The following is a 14,265-nucleotide window of genomic DNA, read 5'->3' on the forward strand; positions in this document are numbered from 1 at the left end:
TTTCTTCTCCTTAATAACCAATAACAAAAAAATAAACACCACTTATACCATTATTATTGTAATTTGATGAAACAGAAATATGTATCTGAGACTTATTTAATGGCTTTCCATAAGCAGAAGTTACATCAGTATTGTTATTTGGTGCTGATGAAATAGCCGTTACATGAAGCGATAAGAGCTCATTTGGAAATAAAATAGGCAAGTTCACAATTTTTCCCTGATTATCACCAATAGGTACATTACCCCATTGATAAATCATTCCAGTATCACCACATCTCCACCATCCATTTACTGATAATATCGCTTTATTACGATCATCTTCCGTTAAAATTCTTTTTTTACCTTTAAACTTACCATCTTTGTCAAATGCATACGTATGTATTCCAAACCCCTCCTGACCTCCAGATGTACTACCGTATTCAAACGAAATTCCTCTTGAGTGCTGAATCCCCGCACTAGGGTGAGCTACATGAATTGCCAAACCACCTAAGTCCGCCCAACCATTTGGACGCAAGAAACCTGACAATGACAAATCCCGCAGAGATTGATCGTCAAATACATTTGCTGTCTTAGATAAAATACAACCAGATGTTTTTGTATTCGTATTTAACCGAATAAATCGATTATCAGATTCTACTTTGATTTTTTGTTCTAATGCTTTATTTAATTGCGTAGTAAGTTTCGCTACATTACCATCATCCAAAACATCACTGTTAGATTCTGTCGCAATAAAATCGGCTACAACAGATGATATAGTTGATGCTTGACGTAATGCCTTATTTAATATGTAATTATCAATAACCTGCTTGTCTGGAAACCCTTTCAGCAAATCCGTAGATGCTTCATAGAATGGTTGACTGGGAACATTAGCATTGCTAACAATAGCAAAAGCTTTAAAATCATTTTTGGCACTCATATACATTTCCTTAAATTAAATAACATGATTTCATCATAAACATATTGAACTATCACTAAAGATGATTTCTCATAATTCACATCAATAATAGACTATTCATAAAAACAACAATGAAATGTTTTTATAACTAAAAAGATTAACTATTTTTATATAATTGGCAACAATCAATAGCCGCCGAATTATAATCAAAACATTCCAAAACTCATTATATTCAATTTCATAAATTAATATTTTTCATTTCTTTAAATTTCACCTTCAATTCTTTTTTTAAGTTACGAACATAACATTAAAGTATTTTAATTATAACACCAACAAAATGGACTGAGTAAAAGACCACCTCGCCAAGAGGTGGTCTTAGCTGTCATTCCGCAGCTATATCTGTAATGTACTGATTTAAAATCGTTTGTATAAAATTTATTCATTTATTAATTCTTAATTAAAACAACAAATTACGAATGCGGTGCGGAATGTCGGCTTAGGATAACAACTGAAAATAAAAATCATTTATTTTTCCACTGTAAACATATATCAATATTCTGTTAAAAACCAAAACGTAGAGATTTACTTAGGACATATTTAATAATTAAATCACGTTATAAGCAATTATCTTACAACAATATTATATGCTGATTTCAAGTCAAATTTGTTAACCCATGTTAACAAAACCATTATAAGAATGGCCTGTTTATTCAGGCCACTTTTATTATTTTGGTTGTTCCGGCCATTCAATATCGGGAGCCAGTGAAATATCAATCCTGTTCAGCATTACTCTATACTTCTTCCATACCAATAGAGCCGCCTCCTCTTCTTTGGTCGCAATCCTTAAATCAACAGCATCTTGTAATGGTGCTATTTGCTGGCTAGCCTCTACAATAAATTGTTGTTTTTTACTTTCAATATACTGCTGCAACTCTTCTCTTGTTGGTGGAGGAATATCAGCCCATTCCGGTAAACCATTTTGACCTGCTATACGATATTTTCCTTCCGGTACATTATTCGCAGCGTATTCTTGATAAATATCAAGACCAACTTCAATAATATCATCGGGCAATGAACCAGAAGCAATATAATTCTGTTCCAATTCTATAGGATAGAATGAATTTGTCTTTGCACTATAAAAATACATAATTAATATCCTATCGCCAAATATCTTACAAAATTACCTGCTAACTGAGATGCACCATTTCTACATGTTACAATAAATTGGCTTGCAGAAATAGGTAAAGCAGCAACTCCAGTGCCAGAATTTTCAAACTCAGAATATGTTGCAACGATCTGGAAACAAGCATTAGGGAATGGAATCGGGAAGTATCTGTAATCATTTATCGCCCCACAGCCATTTGCCTGGCCCCATTGAATAATTATTCCAGTATCACCGCATTTCCACCAACCGTTCACAACCTTATTAGCCGTATTCACATTAAGATTACAACACTTGGCAATTTTTTTGTCTAATACGCTTTTGAATTGTGCGGAGATTTTAGTTACATTGCCATCATCCAAAACATCAGTGCCAGATTCTGTCACAATAAAATCAGCTATAGCAGATGATATAGTTGATGCTTGACGTAATGCCTTATTTAACATGTGATTAGGAATATACTGTCCGTCTTCAAACCCAACAGGCAACCTTGCATATGCTTCATACTCTTGTTGACTGGGCACATTAGCTTTATCACTAATAGCAAAAGCTTTAAAATCATTTTTGGCACTCATATACATCTCCTTAAATTAAATAACATGATTTCATAATAAACAGATTGAATTATCACTAAAGATGATTTCTCTCAACTCACATCGATAATAGTCTAGTTTATAAAAATAATAATGAAATATTTTTATAACTAAAATGAGTAACTATTTTTATATAATTGACATCAACAAATAATTCGATATACCGTAATCAAAAACATCCCCAAAACCATTATATTCAACATTAGAAATTATTATTTATCATATCTTTACTTTTCCCTTCAATTATTTTATCTTTAAGTCACGAACATAACCTTTCAATATACTAATTATAACACCAACAAAATGGCCTGAATAAATAGGCTATCTATTCAGGCCCGTTAACAGCGATTTTTCCTTATCACTTCCCATATTATTAATATATAGCCAAAATCCATATTTAAATTCTGGCTATATTCTTAAAGCATTCACCGAGGGATTACTACCTTAATTAGCATCAAATAATCCAATAAATAGATACTAACCTAATACTGTCAAAATAATAATTTATCCTTATCTTATACACCTAAATAAATTACCGGTATCATACTAATATTTAGCGGGCGATTTTCGTCTGCCGTTGGTACTACCTTCGATGCATCAAAAGTAGCATATGCTGAATATCCATGATTACTATGAACCTTCGTTCCCGCAGCAATAACTGTTGCCGTACTCCTAACACCATAAAATACTCCACTGGTACGAGTAAAAAGCCCATGCCCCTGCCATCCCAGATTACCTGTAATATTTCTAATCGCATCTTCCTGCATCACACCAGGTTGCAAACCAGCGCGTACAAATATCCCTCGTCCATCAACAAACAAATTAGGGAGATTGATTTTATCACCAGTCTGTTTAATCCCCCATGCTGCCTTATATGCATCAGATAAATTATTTAATGCTCTACCAACAACAGAATCAATTAGGTGAACATCACCATTCGCAATATACTCTCCTTTAGCTAAATCTGACGCCGGATGTGCAGATAAATAGATATCACCCGGCCGCTTAGCTCCAACATAAAAGACTTTACTTAATTGTGCAGTGAGTTTAGCTATATCACCATCATCCAAAATATCCTCGCCAGATTGTTCCGCAATAAAATTAGCCAAGACAGATGCCATTATTGACGTTTGACGCAATACTTTATTTAACACATGAGTGGGAACACTATATGGTGGAAATCCAGTCGATAATTCCGGAGTCTCTTCATATAGTTGCTGGCTTACCACATTAGAATTATTACTAGTAGAAAAAGCTTTAAAATCATTTTTTACGCTCATATATCCCCCTTAGATCAAAGATATTATTTTATAATTAACATATTGGATCATTATATAAATGATTTATACCCGTTATCTTTCAAGTTGCCTTTTTGTTGGCTGCACTCTCTCACCCCGGTCACATAGTTATCTATGCTCCCGGGGATTCGTTCCCTTGCCGTCGCGAAGCATCTCGAAATCCATAGGGTATATATTAATTCATGTAGATTAAAATCCAGCTCAAAAAAGCAATAATTAAATATTCTCGCAATTTAGAATGTTAATTATTTTTATAACTGGCTGAAACAGGCAATTTAATATCAAAAAATTACTCTTATCTCCTCTCTTTAATTTCCTATTGCAAATTTTCTATTTCAAGTTCCAGACTGAATATTTCAGTATCTTCTCCCCAACATCAACAAAACTATTGGATGAATGCTCTGTTTATTCAAATCATTTTTTCATTATTTCGGCTGCTCCGGCCACTCAACATCAGGAGCCAATGAAATATCAACTTTGCTCAATATTATCCTATATTTCTTCCATTCCAGTAGAGCGGCTTTTTCTGCTTCGGAAGCAACGCCTAAATCAACAGCATCTTGTAGTGGAGCAACAAGATTATTAACTTTAGTCAATAACTGAGACTTCTCATGTTCTGCTTGCTGTATTAATTCCTCTTTGGTTGCAGCATAAATATTATCAGATTCTGCTTCCATATTCTCCCCAACAGCCTTGTCAGAAGGTTTATTCAATGAGTTATATTCTTGCGCCCAAGGCGTCCACGGACTATCGTGGAATTGGCTACGCGTATATACCCGACTGCTGTTATAAACAAAATAACGTTGAATAACGCCTGCTGCTTTCAACACAATAAGCGAACCCGCAAACGGCTCAGGGTAATTCGCGCCATTTTTGGCATGAGCATTATACTCTTGATAATAAATCCCAGGTATTTTATAACTATTTAAATCCGCGTTATCACCTAAATTAATCGACTGCCCGGCGAAGATATCTTGAGAAGTAATATTGATATCCGCAGCTAACGCTTTTCCATTAATTTTTCGGAGTCCTGTGATATATCGAGCATCAGATTCTGCTTTTGCATATGCTCCCACTTCTCCAGCAGTAGGTCTATTCAGTGTGTTATATTCTTGCGTCCAAGGCGTCCACGGGCTTTCATGAAATTGACTACGTGTATATACCCGACTGCTGTTATAGACAAAATAACGTTGAATAACCCCGGCCGCTTTCAATACAACCAACGAACCAGCGAACGACTCAGGATAATTATTACCATTTTTGGCATGAGCATTATACTCTTGGTGATAAATCCCCGGTATTTTATAATTATCCAAATTGGCATTGTCACCTAAACTATGCGCCTGCCCGGCAAGGATATCCTGAGAAGTAATATTAATATCCTCAGTTAATACTTTCCCATTAACTTTTCGGGTATTTGGTATTCTGGTATTAATACTTTCACGTAATGAATTTATTATTTCCTGAACCAACTTTTGCGTAACCGCTAATGTATCACTATTACCCACTACATCGGTAAGCTGAACAATACCTTTTCGTGTTAATGAGGCATTTGGAACTTCTGCTGCAATTTTTTGCTCTAAGGCCCTATTTAGTTGATCGGTAAGTTTAGCTATATTACCATCATCCAAAATATCATTACCAGATTGTGTCGCGATAAAATTAGCTACCACAGATGATATTGTTGACGATTGACGTAATACCTTATTTAACAGATTAACCGGAATATTATCTGGTGGAAATCCAATCTGTAAGCTCTGGTTTTCTTCATACTTTACTTGGCTTACTACATTAGCGTTATCACTAATAGAAAAAGCCTTAAAATCATTTTTGGCACTCATATACAATCCTCAAATTGAATCATATTATTTTGAGAGGAAATTCAAAAATAAAAACATCTATTTTTGCATTGCAAATTACATATCAATATCCTATTGCAAACCAGAATGCAGAGCTTTCAGTCTCGTATGCCCAATAACTAAATCCTGTTACAGACAATTGTCTTGCAACAACATTATATGATGATTCCAGGTTAGATTTATCACTTAATGTTAACGAAACATTTACACAAGCATTAGGAAACTGAATAGGAAAATTAACTGGTGTATCATGTGCAGCCCAATTTACAATCCCCCACTGATAAATTACCCCTGTATCCCCACACTTCCACCAACCATTCACTGATTTCAACGCTGTATTTTTATTTCCTTTAGCATTAACGAGGTTATCGACTTCTGCTTTTGTATACCCGCTAATAACCCTGTCAGCAGGTTTATTCAATGTGTTATATTCTTGAGCCCAAGGTGTCCAAGCATTATCATGGAATTGGCTACGTGTATATACACGACTACTATTATAGACAAAATAACGTTGAATAATTCCAGCCGCTTTCAACACAATAAGCGAACCCGAAAGCGGTTCAGGGTAATTGACGCCATTTTTAGCATGAGCATTATAATCCTGATAATAAATCCCTGGTGTTTTACAGTGATCCAAATTTACATTATCACCTAAACTAATTGCCTGCCCATTCAAAATATCCTGAGAAGTAATAGTGACATCCGTAGCTAAAGATTTTCCATTCACCCTGCGAATTCCCGCAATATATCGAGAATCAGATTCTATTTTTGTATATGCGCCAATCTCATCAGCCGTCGGTTTATTCAGCGTATTATACTCTCTCGTCCAAGGTGTCCACGGATTATCATGAAACTGACTACGTGTATATACTCGACTACTATTATAGACAAAATAGCGTTGAACCGTCCCAGCCGATTTCAATACAACAAGAGCGCCGGCAAGAAATTCAGGATAATTAAGGCCATTTTTGGCATGAGCATCATATTCTTGATGATAAATTCCCGGTATTTTGTAGCTATTTAAATCTGCCTTATCACCTAAACTAATCGCCTGCCCACCCAAAATATCCTGAGAAGTAATGGTGATATCTTCAGACAGTAATTTTCCATTAATTTTTCGGGTATTGGATACCTTAGCATTAATACTTTCACGCAATGAGTTTACTATTTCCTGAGCAAGCTTTTGCGTAACCGCTAATGTGTCACTATCGCCCAGTACATTAGTAAGCTGAACAATGCCTTTTTGTGTTAATGAAGCATTAGGAACTTCTGTTGTAATTTTTTGTTTTAAAGCCTTACTTAATTGCTCGGTAAGTTTAGCTACATCTCCATCATCCAGAACATCACCGCCAGATTGTGTCGCAATAAAATTAGCCACGACAGATGCGATTGTTGACGATTGACGTAATACTTTGTTTAGCAGATTACTCGTAATATTATCTGGTGGAAACCCCGCCTGCAAACTCTGATCTTTTTCATACTTCTCTTGACTCACTACATTAGCATTGTTACTAATAGAAAAAGCCTTAAAATCATTTTTAGTACTCATATACACCCCTTAGATTAAATATTATAATTAATATATTGAATTATTATTAAAGTAATCACTCATAATTTACAGCAGCCATAGTTTAATTCATAAAAATAATAATAAAATGTTCTTCTAACTTAGAAGAATAATTATTTTTATATCATTGACGGCAAGAAAAAAACCAACAAACTTCAACTGAGAATATATTCATAGCATTCATATTCAACATCTAAAATTATTTCACTTTGTCATTACTTATTTTATATTTCATATTCCAAATTAAATTTTTTAGCATTATAACTCCAGCACAAATAAAACCACGGTATATACCCGCTATCTTTCAAGTTGCCTCTTTTTCAGATTTATTAAATAAATAATATAAAAACAATAATCACAAGTATTTTTATTACAACTCATCAATTAAAATGGATGAAAATAAATTTATTATAGTACAGAGGTACTTTTAACATTGTTGTAAACACATTTTCTATTTTTTACACGATTTTTTATTGGATCAAAGTGCAGTCTAAATAGACTGCGCCTTCTCAATAATATGTCAAAATCATATAACTTTATTTCTACTTTGGTGGCTTAAACTAATTAACATCAAAAATGAGAGGAGTATCTTTAAACCCTTTCAATACGGCTTTGTCTCACTAGATTGATGCCAAACCGATAACGACTGCTTAGCTATCATGTTCCATTGTCCTCTCATGTAACAACTGCCAACTGCATTTGTAATCTTAAAAGCAATTGTCAGTCATATCGCTTGGTATCCTCTCCCCGCAAGATACGCTCACTTCATCACCTAAAACACCCGACACAAAATTATTTTAATCTTTAAAATAATTTTTAAAAACTGCTTGACTCTGAAGTTTTTCTGATTAAAATCTCAGCCACAATTTAGATTTTCGTGAAACAAATCACACTTTACCAATAAAGAGAATTCATCATGAAATCTGTTACATCTTTCATATCAAGTGTTCATAGTGTCGTTGTCTACTTGTCAACACCTTGCTTTCTGTAAGTCTGCTTTTTAACCGATGCGTGAAAGGCCAGTTTCCAAGCTGGCTTTTATTAGCCTAAGAGATTCAATATTGGAGGTAAATAAGCAATCGATAAATAAAAACTCTGCTACTAAATCATTTATCATATATTCTCAGCCTAATAGCCAAGAATATATGAAATAACAACCAACAGATATTAATAATTCAACGCATCGAGAAGTCGTTTCTTCAATGATGCAACATCATCCACACTATTTTGAACCAGCAGAGTAAGATTAGCTATATCACTTTCCAGAGATTGAACCTTCTCTTCCAATTCCTTATTCTTTGCATCTAATAATATATCAATCCTTGCCGATTCAGCATGTAACTGCTGACCATTAACCGCCTCAGTACTGTGATTTGAAATCTCCCCAGCCGCAACATGTATAATCTTACGTTCATGGCCGGTTTTTCCTACAGAAACAACATTCGGTTTATTAGCAATAGAATCTGCACCTAATGCAATGCTCCCTTTTTCTGTTGCAGAAGCGTGTTGACCAATCGCCACGGCCTGAGCCGCACTCGCCGTCACCTTTTGTCCCAAAGCGATAGAAGCCAAGCCATTGGATACAGAATCAGCCCCAATCGCAATAGGCCAAATGACTTTCGTATCACCTTGTTTACCCGCAATTTGATTTTGCCCAATGGCAATAGCCGCTTCACTGATGGTTTTAGAATTTCGGGGTGAAGCACCAATTGCGATAGAATGTATTGCCGGCGCTTCTGCATGTCCAAGTACAACTGAATCTTTACCAGTTGTTTGTTCAGCTATATCGGTATTTTCAATAGACATATTAAACCTCTTAATTTATAAATTAAATAACCATGCGTTGTTTGAAACTTAATACAGTGTGCGACAAAATATGATATGGATTACGTGAACTCGTTTCACATATCAAAACTTAAATTAACGTTATATCTATTCCGTCGACAATATTAGATATAAATCCCAACTTGTAAATAAATTAAAATTATTGGATAGTGGAATATATTGTATGGAATTTATTTCATGTATTATCAAGCTTTATGGAATATATATCCAATAAAGTTCATCATAACCAATTAATTAATCACCTCAATATTAATTGGTTTTTATATACTTAATCCAAGTAAACATAGGAGAAAACTTTATTATTAACCTTAAATTATTTGAAAAATAATTATCCAGTATACTTTTAACACCCAAAAATATAATCACATTTGGCTAATTATAATTTTAATAATAAATACTCTCAATGAAAATTTTTACCACTGATGATTTCGCAGATTTCATGGACAACAATTCACTAACTCAAGATATTCCCAATAAACTGTTGAAAGTTTATAATCTATTAGCCAAAAAATTTGTTAATATCAATAATAGTAATCTTGAAGACAACTTATACCCTATGGATTTCAAGATGCATCGCGGCGGCAAGGGAGCGAATCCCCGGGAGCATAGATAACTATGTGACCGGGGTGAGAGAGTGCAGCCAACAAAGAGGCAACTTGAAAGATGACGGGTATATCATCTGATTTATTAATCGAGGTAACATATAATGAATAATAATCGACTCATCAAAATGCAGAAAATGGCTGAGCGTTTTCATCAATCTGGCACAATATCAAATATCACCATGAGAGAAATTAATGCATTGGTTAAACAAGATAAAAACATGAATCACTCTTCATCTGATGTGGTGACCGGAAAACGCATAATTAAGTGAAAACATATTTTCCCGGACGCATTTCACTAACCGTATCAGCCAATTCAATTAATTCAGTAGGGTAATCTTGTCCGGTAATGATTACCGTCTGATTAATTGGCCGTTCGCTTAATGCCTTGATAATTTCGTCTAGCAATAGATAACCGTTATTTATCACGCAAACCAATTCACTCAGCACGACCAATGATAATTCAGGATCACGCATCATGCGCAGCGCGTGGTGCCAAACCTCAGAGCAAGCAGCAATATCCTTAGCACGATTTTGCATTTCTCCAGTCAAGTTCATTGATATTAGCTGAAATTCTACTCCATGCTGCTGCAACAAAACACGCTCACCGGCTGACCATTCATCGCGAATAAATTGGATAACGCCAGCCTTTAATCCATGACCCAACGCTCGTGTAACCGTTCCCATTGCTGCGGGGGTTCTCCCTCTGCCATTACCGGTATAGATAATGACAATCCCCCGGTTTTCTTGAGCGGCTGCAACTTGTGCCATAAATCTCTCTTTTTGCCGCTGTTTTCTCTGTTTATATCGCTCCTCACTCATTTGTCCAGCTCCAATATATTAGTCAACTGTTTGTTTTGTTTGTATTCGCTTGAGATGACTCAGAGAATAATGTTTCTACCACCCGATCAACTTGTTGATGATCTTGACTGACCAACGATTGCATTAATCGCTCATTAGTGAAAAACCGCTCCCAAAAGTGACGACGTGCCGCCAAATGATGAAAATGTCGTTTTACCCGCTGGCGAAGTGTCCCACCGTAAGCGGCCAGACGACCAAGATGCATCGGCAGCAGCCGTTCGAGTTTTTCACGCCATAATCTGACCAATACCGGCGCGTTTCCCCCGGAGGAGATAGCAATCACCAAGGGTGAGCGATCAATCACTGACGGTGTGATAAAACTGGCTTGCTGTGGCTCATCTACCACATTACAAAAAATGCGGCGCTCCGTCGCACAATCACACACATAGCTATTCACCGCCGCATCATTAGTAGCAGCAATCACCAGCCAACAATGCTCAAGCCAGTGAGGCTCAAACTCACCGCGAATGAGTGTTACTTGGCCGTTATCCCCCCATAGTTTAAATTGCGGGGTAAATTCCCGTGCGTTAACTAATAGATGTGCGCCAGCATCTAATAACAGACGCGCTTTACGCTCGGCTACCTGACCTCCTCCAACTAGCAGACAGGTTTTATCCCGGATCTGACAAAACATCGGCAAATAATCCAACATAAATCTCCTCCTATCGTTAACGCACACCACCCGGAATCATGGTCAGCAAGTGCTGACGGGGATAAAAACGAATTATGCCCCTCTGTTTCAGCCACCAGCATAGATATTCAACATCATGATGGTGACGATCGCACAATAATCCGACGACACTGCCACTATGAGCAACATTCAACCCGTAGATCCCACTCCGTTCTACCAATTCCAACAAACTGTCAAACGCCGGTTTGACCAACAACTTTTGACTGGCCTGCGCACTGAGCGTCGTGGCTTCGCCCAACCGCCAGTAATTCCGAGTAGTCACAGCCTGACAAAATAGTTTCCAAGCACGCTCTAGCACGGAGGCATTTTCCAGTAATGCCGGATGGCGATCTAAACGGTGATAATCAGCTGTGATCACGATTTCCGGGCTTTCCAATAACAAAATGTCTATAGATGGCTGCCAGTCACAAGCAATTTGCGTGGTACCTGTTTGATGATCGAACAAGGTAAGCCGACTGAACAACGTGCTATCCGTAGGCTCAAGCTGTACGCAAAAGCTAGCCAGTGTCGTTTCATCAAGTGTTTTCCCCAAATAACGCGCCGTCGCCAGCGCTGTAGCGGCAATATCAGCGGTACTACTTGCCAGCCCTTTTGCCATCGGGATCGTAGAAGTCAAGGCGATCCGTAAACCTCGCGCCATCTCCACCGACAAACCAAAATACGCCAGAACAGTTTTCATCACTTGGCGCATACGGGGACGTTCATCTTTTCCCGGCACGCCATCTGTAACAGACACTTCACTGAACCAATTCACCGGACAAGAGATCAATTTCTCACCACCAAGAATCCACCCTTGGATAAGTTCACCACACGATGCAGGACAACGCGCTTCAGCCATAACCGAATACCTGACGTAACGCCGATACCAGACGGCGATTATCATGCTCGCCTTTAATGGCGACCCGATAATGAGCCGCATCCAAGCCCGGATAATTAGCACAATGGCGAATCAATATTCTCTGTTTCAGCAATGCGTGTTGAAGATCGATTTCTGGGCGCAGGCAACGCAGGAAGATATAATTTGCCGAGGGAGGCCAAACACGTAATGCCGGTAATGCAGCTAATGCCTGATAAAGCCAACGTTGTTGCTCAGCTAACCAGCGGTGTGTTGCTTGAATGTAAGCGTTATCATTAAGCACCATTTCACCCGCCAACGCCGCGAAAGCATTAATGGTCCACGGCTCCCGCCAGCGCTTCATCGCCCGAATCCCCATTACATCACTACTGACCAGATAACCAAGGCGCAACCCCGGAATAGCAAAAAATTTCGTCAGTGAACGTAGAATATAAAGACGAGGAAAATGCGCTATCTGAGGAATAAATCCAGCAATATCCGGGAGAAAATCGATAAACGCCTCATCAACAATCAACGCAATATTATGCTGACGGCAACGTTCAAATATTGCCTGCAATAGCACAGCATCTGGCATCAACCCCGTCGGATTGTTCGGTGTCGCAAGAAACAAACAGTCAGGCCGATGGCGTTCTAATGCCATCAACAAGCGTTCATCAGGTTGATAGCTATCCGCTTCACTCATCACATACTCATCAATCTGGCAATCCACGCGCTGCAAGGCGCGCCGATATTCAGCAAATCCCGGTATCAACAACATGGCTCGGCGCGGCTTAAGATAATTCACCACCGCATAAATCAATTCAGTCGCACCATTACCCGCCATCAGGTTTTCGACAGGGCAATGATGAGCCTGCGCTAACGCTGCATGTAACCGGCGATATTCTGTATCAGGATAGTACTCGGCACATTGCAATTGGTCGATAATGGCCGTTTTCAAGGATTCCGGCATTCCTAACGGATTGATATTTGCGCTGAAATCAATCATCTCTTCGACTGTAACACCGATTTTCAGCGCCATTTCCAGCACATTACCGCCATGTTCGCTCATCAAATATTATCCCCAAATGTTAAACAGAGAATCAGAGTGCCATCAGTGATGGAACAGAAGACAACAATAGATGATCCCGACTAAAAGCCAGTGTTTCCCGCAAACGCACCACATCACCAATCACAATCAATGCTGGTGCACTCAATCCCTGAGCGGCTACCTGCTGAGCCAACGTTAGCAGGGTTGCGCTGGCAACCTGCTGTTGCTGATGGCTAGCATACATCACAACCGCCGCCGGCGTTGTCGGCGCTTTACCGCCTGCGATCAGTTGCTCACAGATGCTCGCCAGTTGAGTCATTCCCATTAAGATCACCAACGTACCTTCCAACTTTGCCAGTGTCGCCCAATCCTGTGATTCATTTTCCTGACGCAGATGGCCGGTAACAACATGAAAACCTGAGGCATAATCACGATGGGTGACCGGGATCCCGGCACAAGCCAGACCACCAATGGATGAACTGATGCCCGGTACCACTTCAAAAGGGATCTTCGCCAGTGCTAAAGCTTCCGCTTCTTCACCACCACGCCCAAACACATAAGGATCGCCTCCTTTTAGCCGGACGACATTTAACCCTTGTTGCGCACACTCTACCAAGATCTGATTAATTTGCTGTTGCGGCACTGGGTGATAGTTCGGCGTTTTGCCGACATTAATCATTTTGCAATCATCAGGTGCTTCGGATAACAGGTCCGGGCTGACTAATCGATCATACACCAGCGCCTCAGCCTGACGGATACAGTGTAATCCTCTGACAGTAATTAGCGCCGCATCGCCGGGACCGGCACCGACCAACCAAACTTTTCCGCTATTCATCATATTTTTCACCCTGTAACGAAAGTCTGTTGGAAGATATATAACCGATAGCCAGCAACACGATCTGGTGTAAGATCAATAATTCTTCATTTTTATTAATGTATTGACGATAACCCTCGGTTCTGACGCATTGTTACTTTATCTGCTTGTTTCTCTTAGCAACTTCGCCCTGCA

At 38.4% G+C, this 14,265-nt stretch carries 12 protein-coding genes and 1 pseudogene; 1 reads left to right on the top strand and 12 read right to left on the bottom strand.

Annotation, left to right across the window (positions count from 1 at the left end; genetic code table 11):
- Positions 1 to 10 precede the first annotated feature (10 nt).
- The 7 genes from PluTT01m_RS27590 to PluTT01m_RS15265 form a co-directional block, all read right to left on the bottom strand.
- Positions 11 to 916: a gp53-like domain-containing protein gene (locus PluTT01m_RS27590; RefSeq protein WP_011147176.1), complete on the bottom strand. Its 906-nt coding sequence runs from the start codon at positions 914 to 916 to the stop codon at positions 11 to 13.
- Between the two features lie 703 nt (positions 917 to 1,619).
- Entirely contained in the window at positions 1,620 to 2,042 is a 423-nt protein-coding gene (locus PluTT01m_RS15240) for a tail fiber assembly protein (protein WP_011147177.1), read from the bottom strand.
- A 2-nt stretch (positions 2,043 to 2,044) separates the two neighbouring features.
- Positions 2,045 to 2,632 carry a gp53-like domain-containing protein gene (locus PluTT01m_RS15245; protein ID WP_011147178.1) on the bottom strand — a complete coding sequence of 196 codons (588 nt, stop codon included), beginning with the start codon at positions 2,630 to 2,632 and terminating at the stop codon, positions 2,045 to 2,047.
- Between the two features lie 533 nt (positions 2,633 to 3,165).
- The gene (locus PluTT01m_RS15250; protein WP_011147179.1) at positions 3,166 to 3,930 is read right to left on the bottom strand and encodes a hypothetical protein; all 765 of its coding nucleotides are present in this window, start codon (positions 3,928 to 3,930) and stop codon (positions 3,166 to 3,168) included.
- A 443-nt stretch (positions 3,931 to 4,373) separates the two neighbouring features.
- The gene (locus PluTT01m_RS28090; protein ID WP_011147180.1) at positions 4,374 to 5,789 is read right to left on the bottom strand and encodes a tail fiber assembly protein; all 1,416 of its coding nucleotides are present in this window, start codon (positions 5,787 to 5,789) and stop codon (positions 4,374 to 4,376) included.
- Positions 5,790 to 5,871: 82 nt separating this feature from the next.
- Positions 5,872 to 7,356, bottom strand: coding sequence for a pyocin knob domain-containing protein (locus PluTT01m_RS27605; RefSeq protein ID WP_011147181.1), 1,485 nt, complete (start codon positions 7,354 to 7,356; stop codon positions 5,872 to 5,874).
- A 1,185-nt stretch (positions 7,357 to 8,541) separates the two neighbouring features.
- Complete coding sequence (locus PluTT01m_RS15265) at positions 8,542 to 9,180, bottom strand: hypothetical protein (RefSeq protein ID WP_011147182.1); 639 nt, start codon at positions 9,178 to 9,180, stop codon at positions 8,542 to 8,544.
- 745 nt (positions 9,181 to 9,925) lie between these two features.
- Here PluTT01m_RS15265 and PluTT01m_RS15270 point away from each other — a divergent pair.
- Positions 9,926 to 10,093 carry a hypothetical protein gene (locus PluTT01m_RS15270; protein ID WP_041380957.1) on the top strand — a complete coding sequence of 56 codons (168 nt, stop codon included), beginning with the start codon at positions 9,926 to 9,928 and terminating at the stop codon, positions 10,091 to 10,093.
- On the opposite strand, the gene cobO is transcribed toward PluTT01m_RS15270, so the two are convergent.
- The 5 genes and pseudogenes from cobO to cobA all read right to left on the bottom strand — a co-directional run bounded on the left by cobO (position 10,086) and on the right by cobA (position 14,091).
- Positions 10,086 to 10,643: a cob(I)yrinic acid a,c-diamide adenosyltransferase gene (gene cobO, locus PluTT01m_RS15275; RefSeq protein ID WP_011147183.1), complete on the bottom strand. Its 558-nt coding sequence runs from the start codon at positions 10,641 to 10,643 to the stop codon at positions 10,086 to 10,088. The genes PluTT01m_RS15270 and cobO overlap by 8 nt on opposite strands.
- Positions 10,644 to 10,701: 58 nt before the next feature.
- Positions 10,702 to 11,331: pseudogene (locus PluTT01m_RS15280) on the bottom strand (NAD(P)-dependent oxidoreductase); the annotation flags it as partial.
- Positions 11,332 to 11,350: 19 nt separating this feature from the next.
- Entirely contained in the window at positions 11,351 to 12,211 is an 861-nt protein-coding gene (locus tag PluTT01m_RS15285) for a GHMP family kinase ATP-binding protein (RefSeq protein ID WP_041380147.1), read from the bottom strand.
- On the bottom strand, positions 12,204 to 13,277 hold the full coding sequence (gene cobD / locus PluTT01m_RS15290; RefSeq protein ID WP_041380149.1) for a threonine-phosphate decarboxylase CobD: 1,074 nt from the start codon (positions 13,275 to 13,277) through the stop codon (positions 12,204 to 12,206). Before cobD ends, PluTT01m_RS15285 begins: the two co-directional genes overlap by 8 nt.
- Positions 13,278 to 13,308: 31 nt before the next feature.
- Positions 13,309 to 14,091, bottom strand: a complete 783-nt coding sequence (gene cobA, locus PluTT01m_RS15295) for a uroporphyrinogen-III C-methyltransferase (protein WP_041380961.1) — start codon at positions 14,089 to 14,091, stop codon at positions 13,309 to 13,311.
- Positions 14,092 to 14,265: the final 174 nt, after the last annotated feature.

The sequence above is a fragment of the Photorhabdus laumondii subsp. laumondii genome, from assembly GCF_003343245.1.
Taxonomy (GTDB): Bacteria; Pseudomonadota; Gammaproteobacteria; order Enterobacterales; family Enterobacteriaceae; genus Photorhabdus; species Photorhabdus laumondii.

What these genes read in the sequence shown, in the direction of transcription:
- PluTT01m_RS27590 (WP_011147176.1), bottom strand. Translation starts at nt 916, where the DNA reads ATGAGTGCCAAAAATGATTTTAAAGCTTTTGCTATTGTTAGCAATGCT.
- PluTT01m_RS15240 (WP_011147177.1), bottom strand. Translation starts at nt 2,042, where the DNA reads ATGTATTTTTATAGTGCAAAGACAAATTCATTCTATCCTATAGAATTG.
- PluTT01m_RS15245 (WP_011147178.1), bottom strand. Translation starts at nt 2,632, where the DNA reads ATGAGTGCCAAAAATGATTTTAAAGCTTTTGCTATTAGTGATAAAGCT.
- PluTT01m_RS15250 (WP_011147179.1), bottom strand. Translation starts at nt 3,930, where the DNA reads ATGAGCGTAAAAAATGATTTTAAAGCTTTTTCTACTAGTAATAATTCT.
- PluTT01m_RS28090 (WP_011147180.1), bottom strand. Translation starts at nt 5,789, where the DNA reads ATGAGTGCCAAAAATGATTTTAAGGCTTTTTCTATTAGTGATAACGCT.
- PluTT01m_RS27605 (WP_011147181.1), bottom strand. Translation starts at nt 7,356, where the DNA reads ATGAGTACTAAAAATGATTTTAAGGCTTTTTCTATTAGTAACAATGCT.
- PluTT01m_RS15265 (WP_011147182.1), bottom strand. Translation starts at nt 9,180, where the DNA reads ATGTCTATTGAAAATACCGATATAGCTGAACAAACAACTGGTAAAGAT.
- PluTT01m_RS15270 (WP_041380957.1), top strand. Translation starts at nt 9,926, where the DNA reads ATGAATAATAATCGACTCATCAAAATGCAGAAAATGGCTGAGCGTTTT.
- cobO (WP_011147183.1), bottom strand. Translation starts at nt 10,643, where the DNA reads ATGAGTGAGGAGCGATATAAACAGAGAAAACAGCGGCAAAAAGAGAGA.
- PluTT01m_RS15285 (WP_041380147.1), bottom strand. Translation starts at nt 12,211, where the DNA reads ATGGCTGAAGCGCGTTGTCCTGCATCGTGTGGTGAACTTATCCAAGGG.
- cobD (WP_041380149.1), bottom strand. Translation starts at nt 13,277, where the DNA reads ATGAGCGAACATGGCGGTAATGTGCTGGAAATGGCGCTGAAAATCGGT.
- cobA (WP_041380961.1), bottom strand. Translation starts at nt 14,091, where the DNA reads ATGAATAGCGGAAAAGTTTGGTTGGTCGGTGCCGGTCCCGGCGATGCG.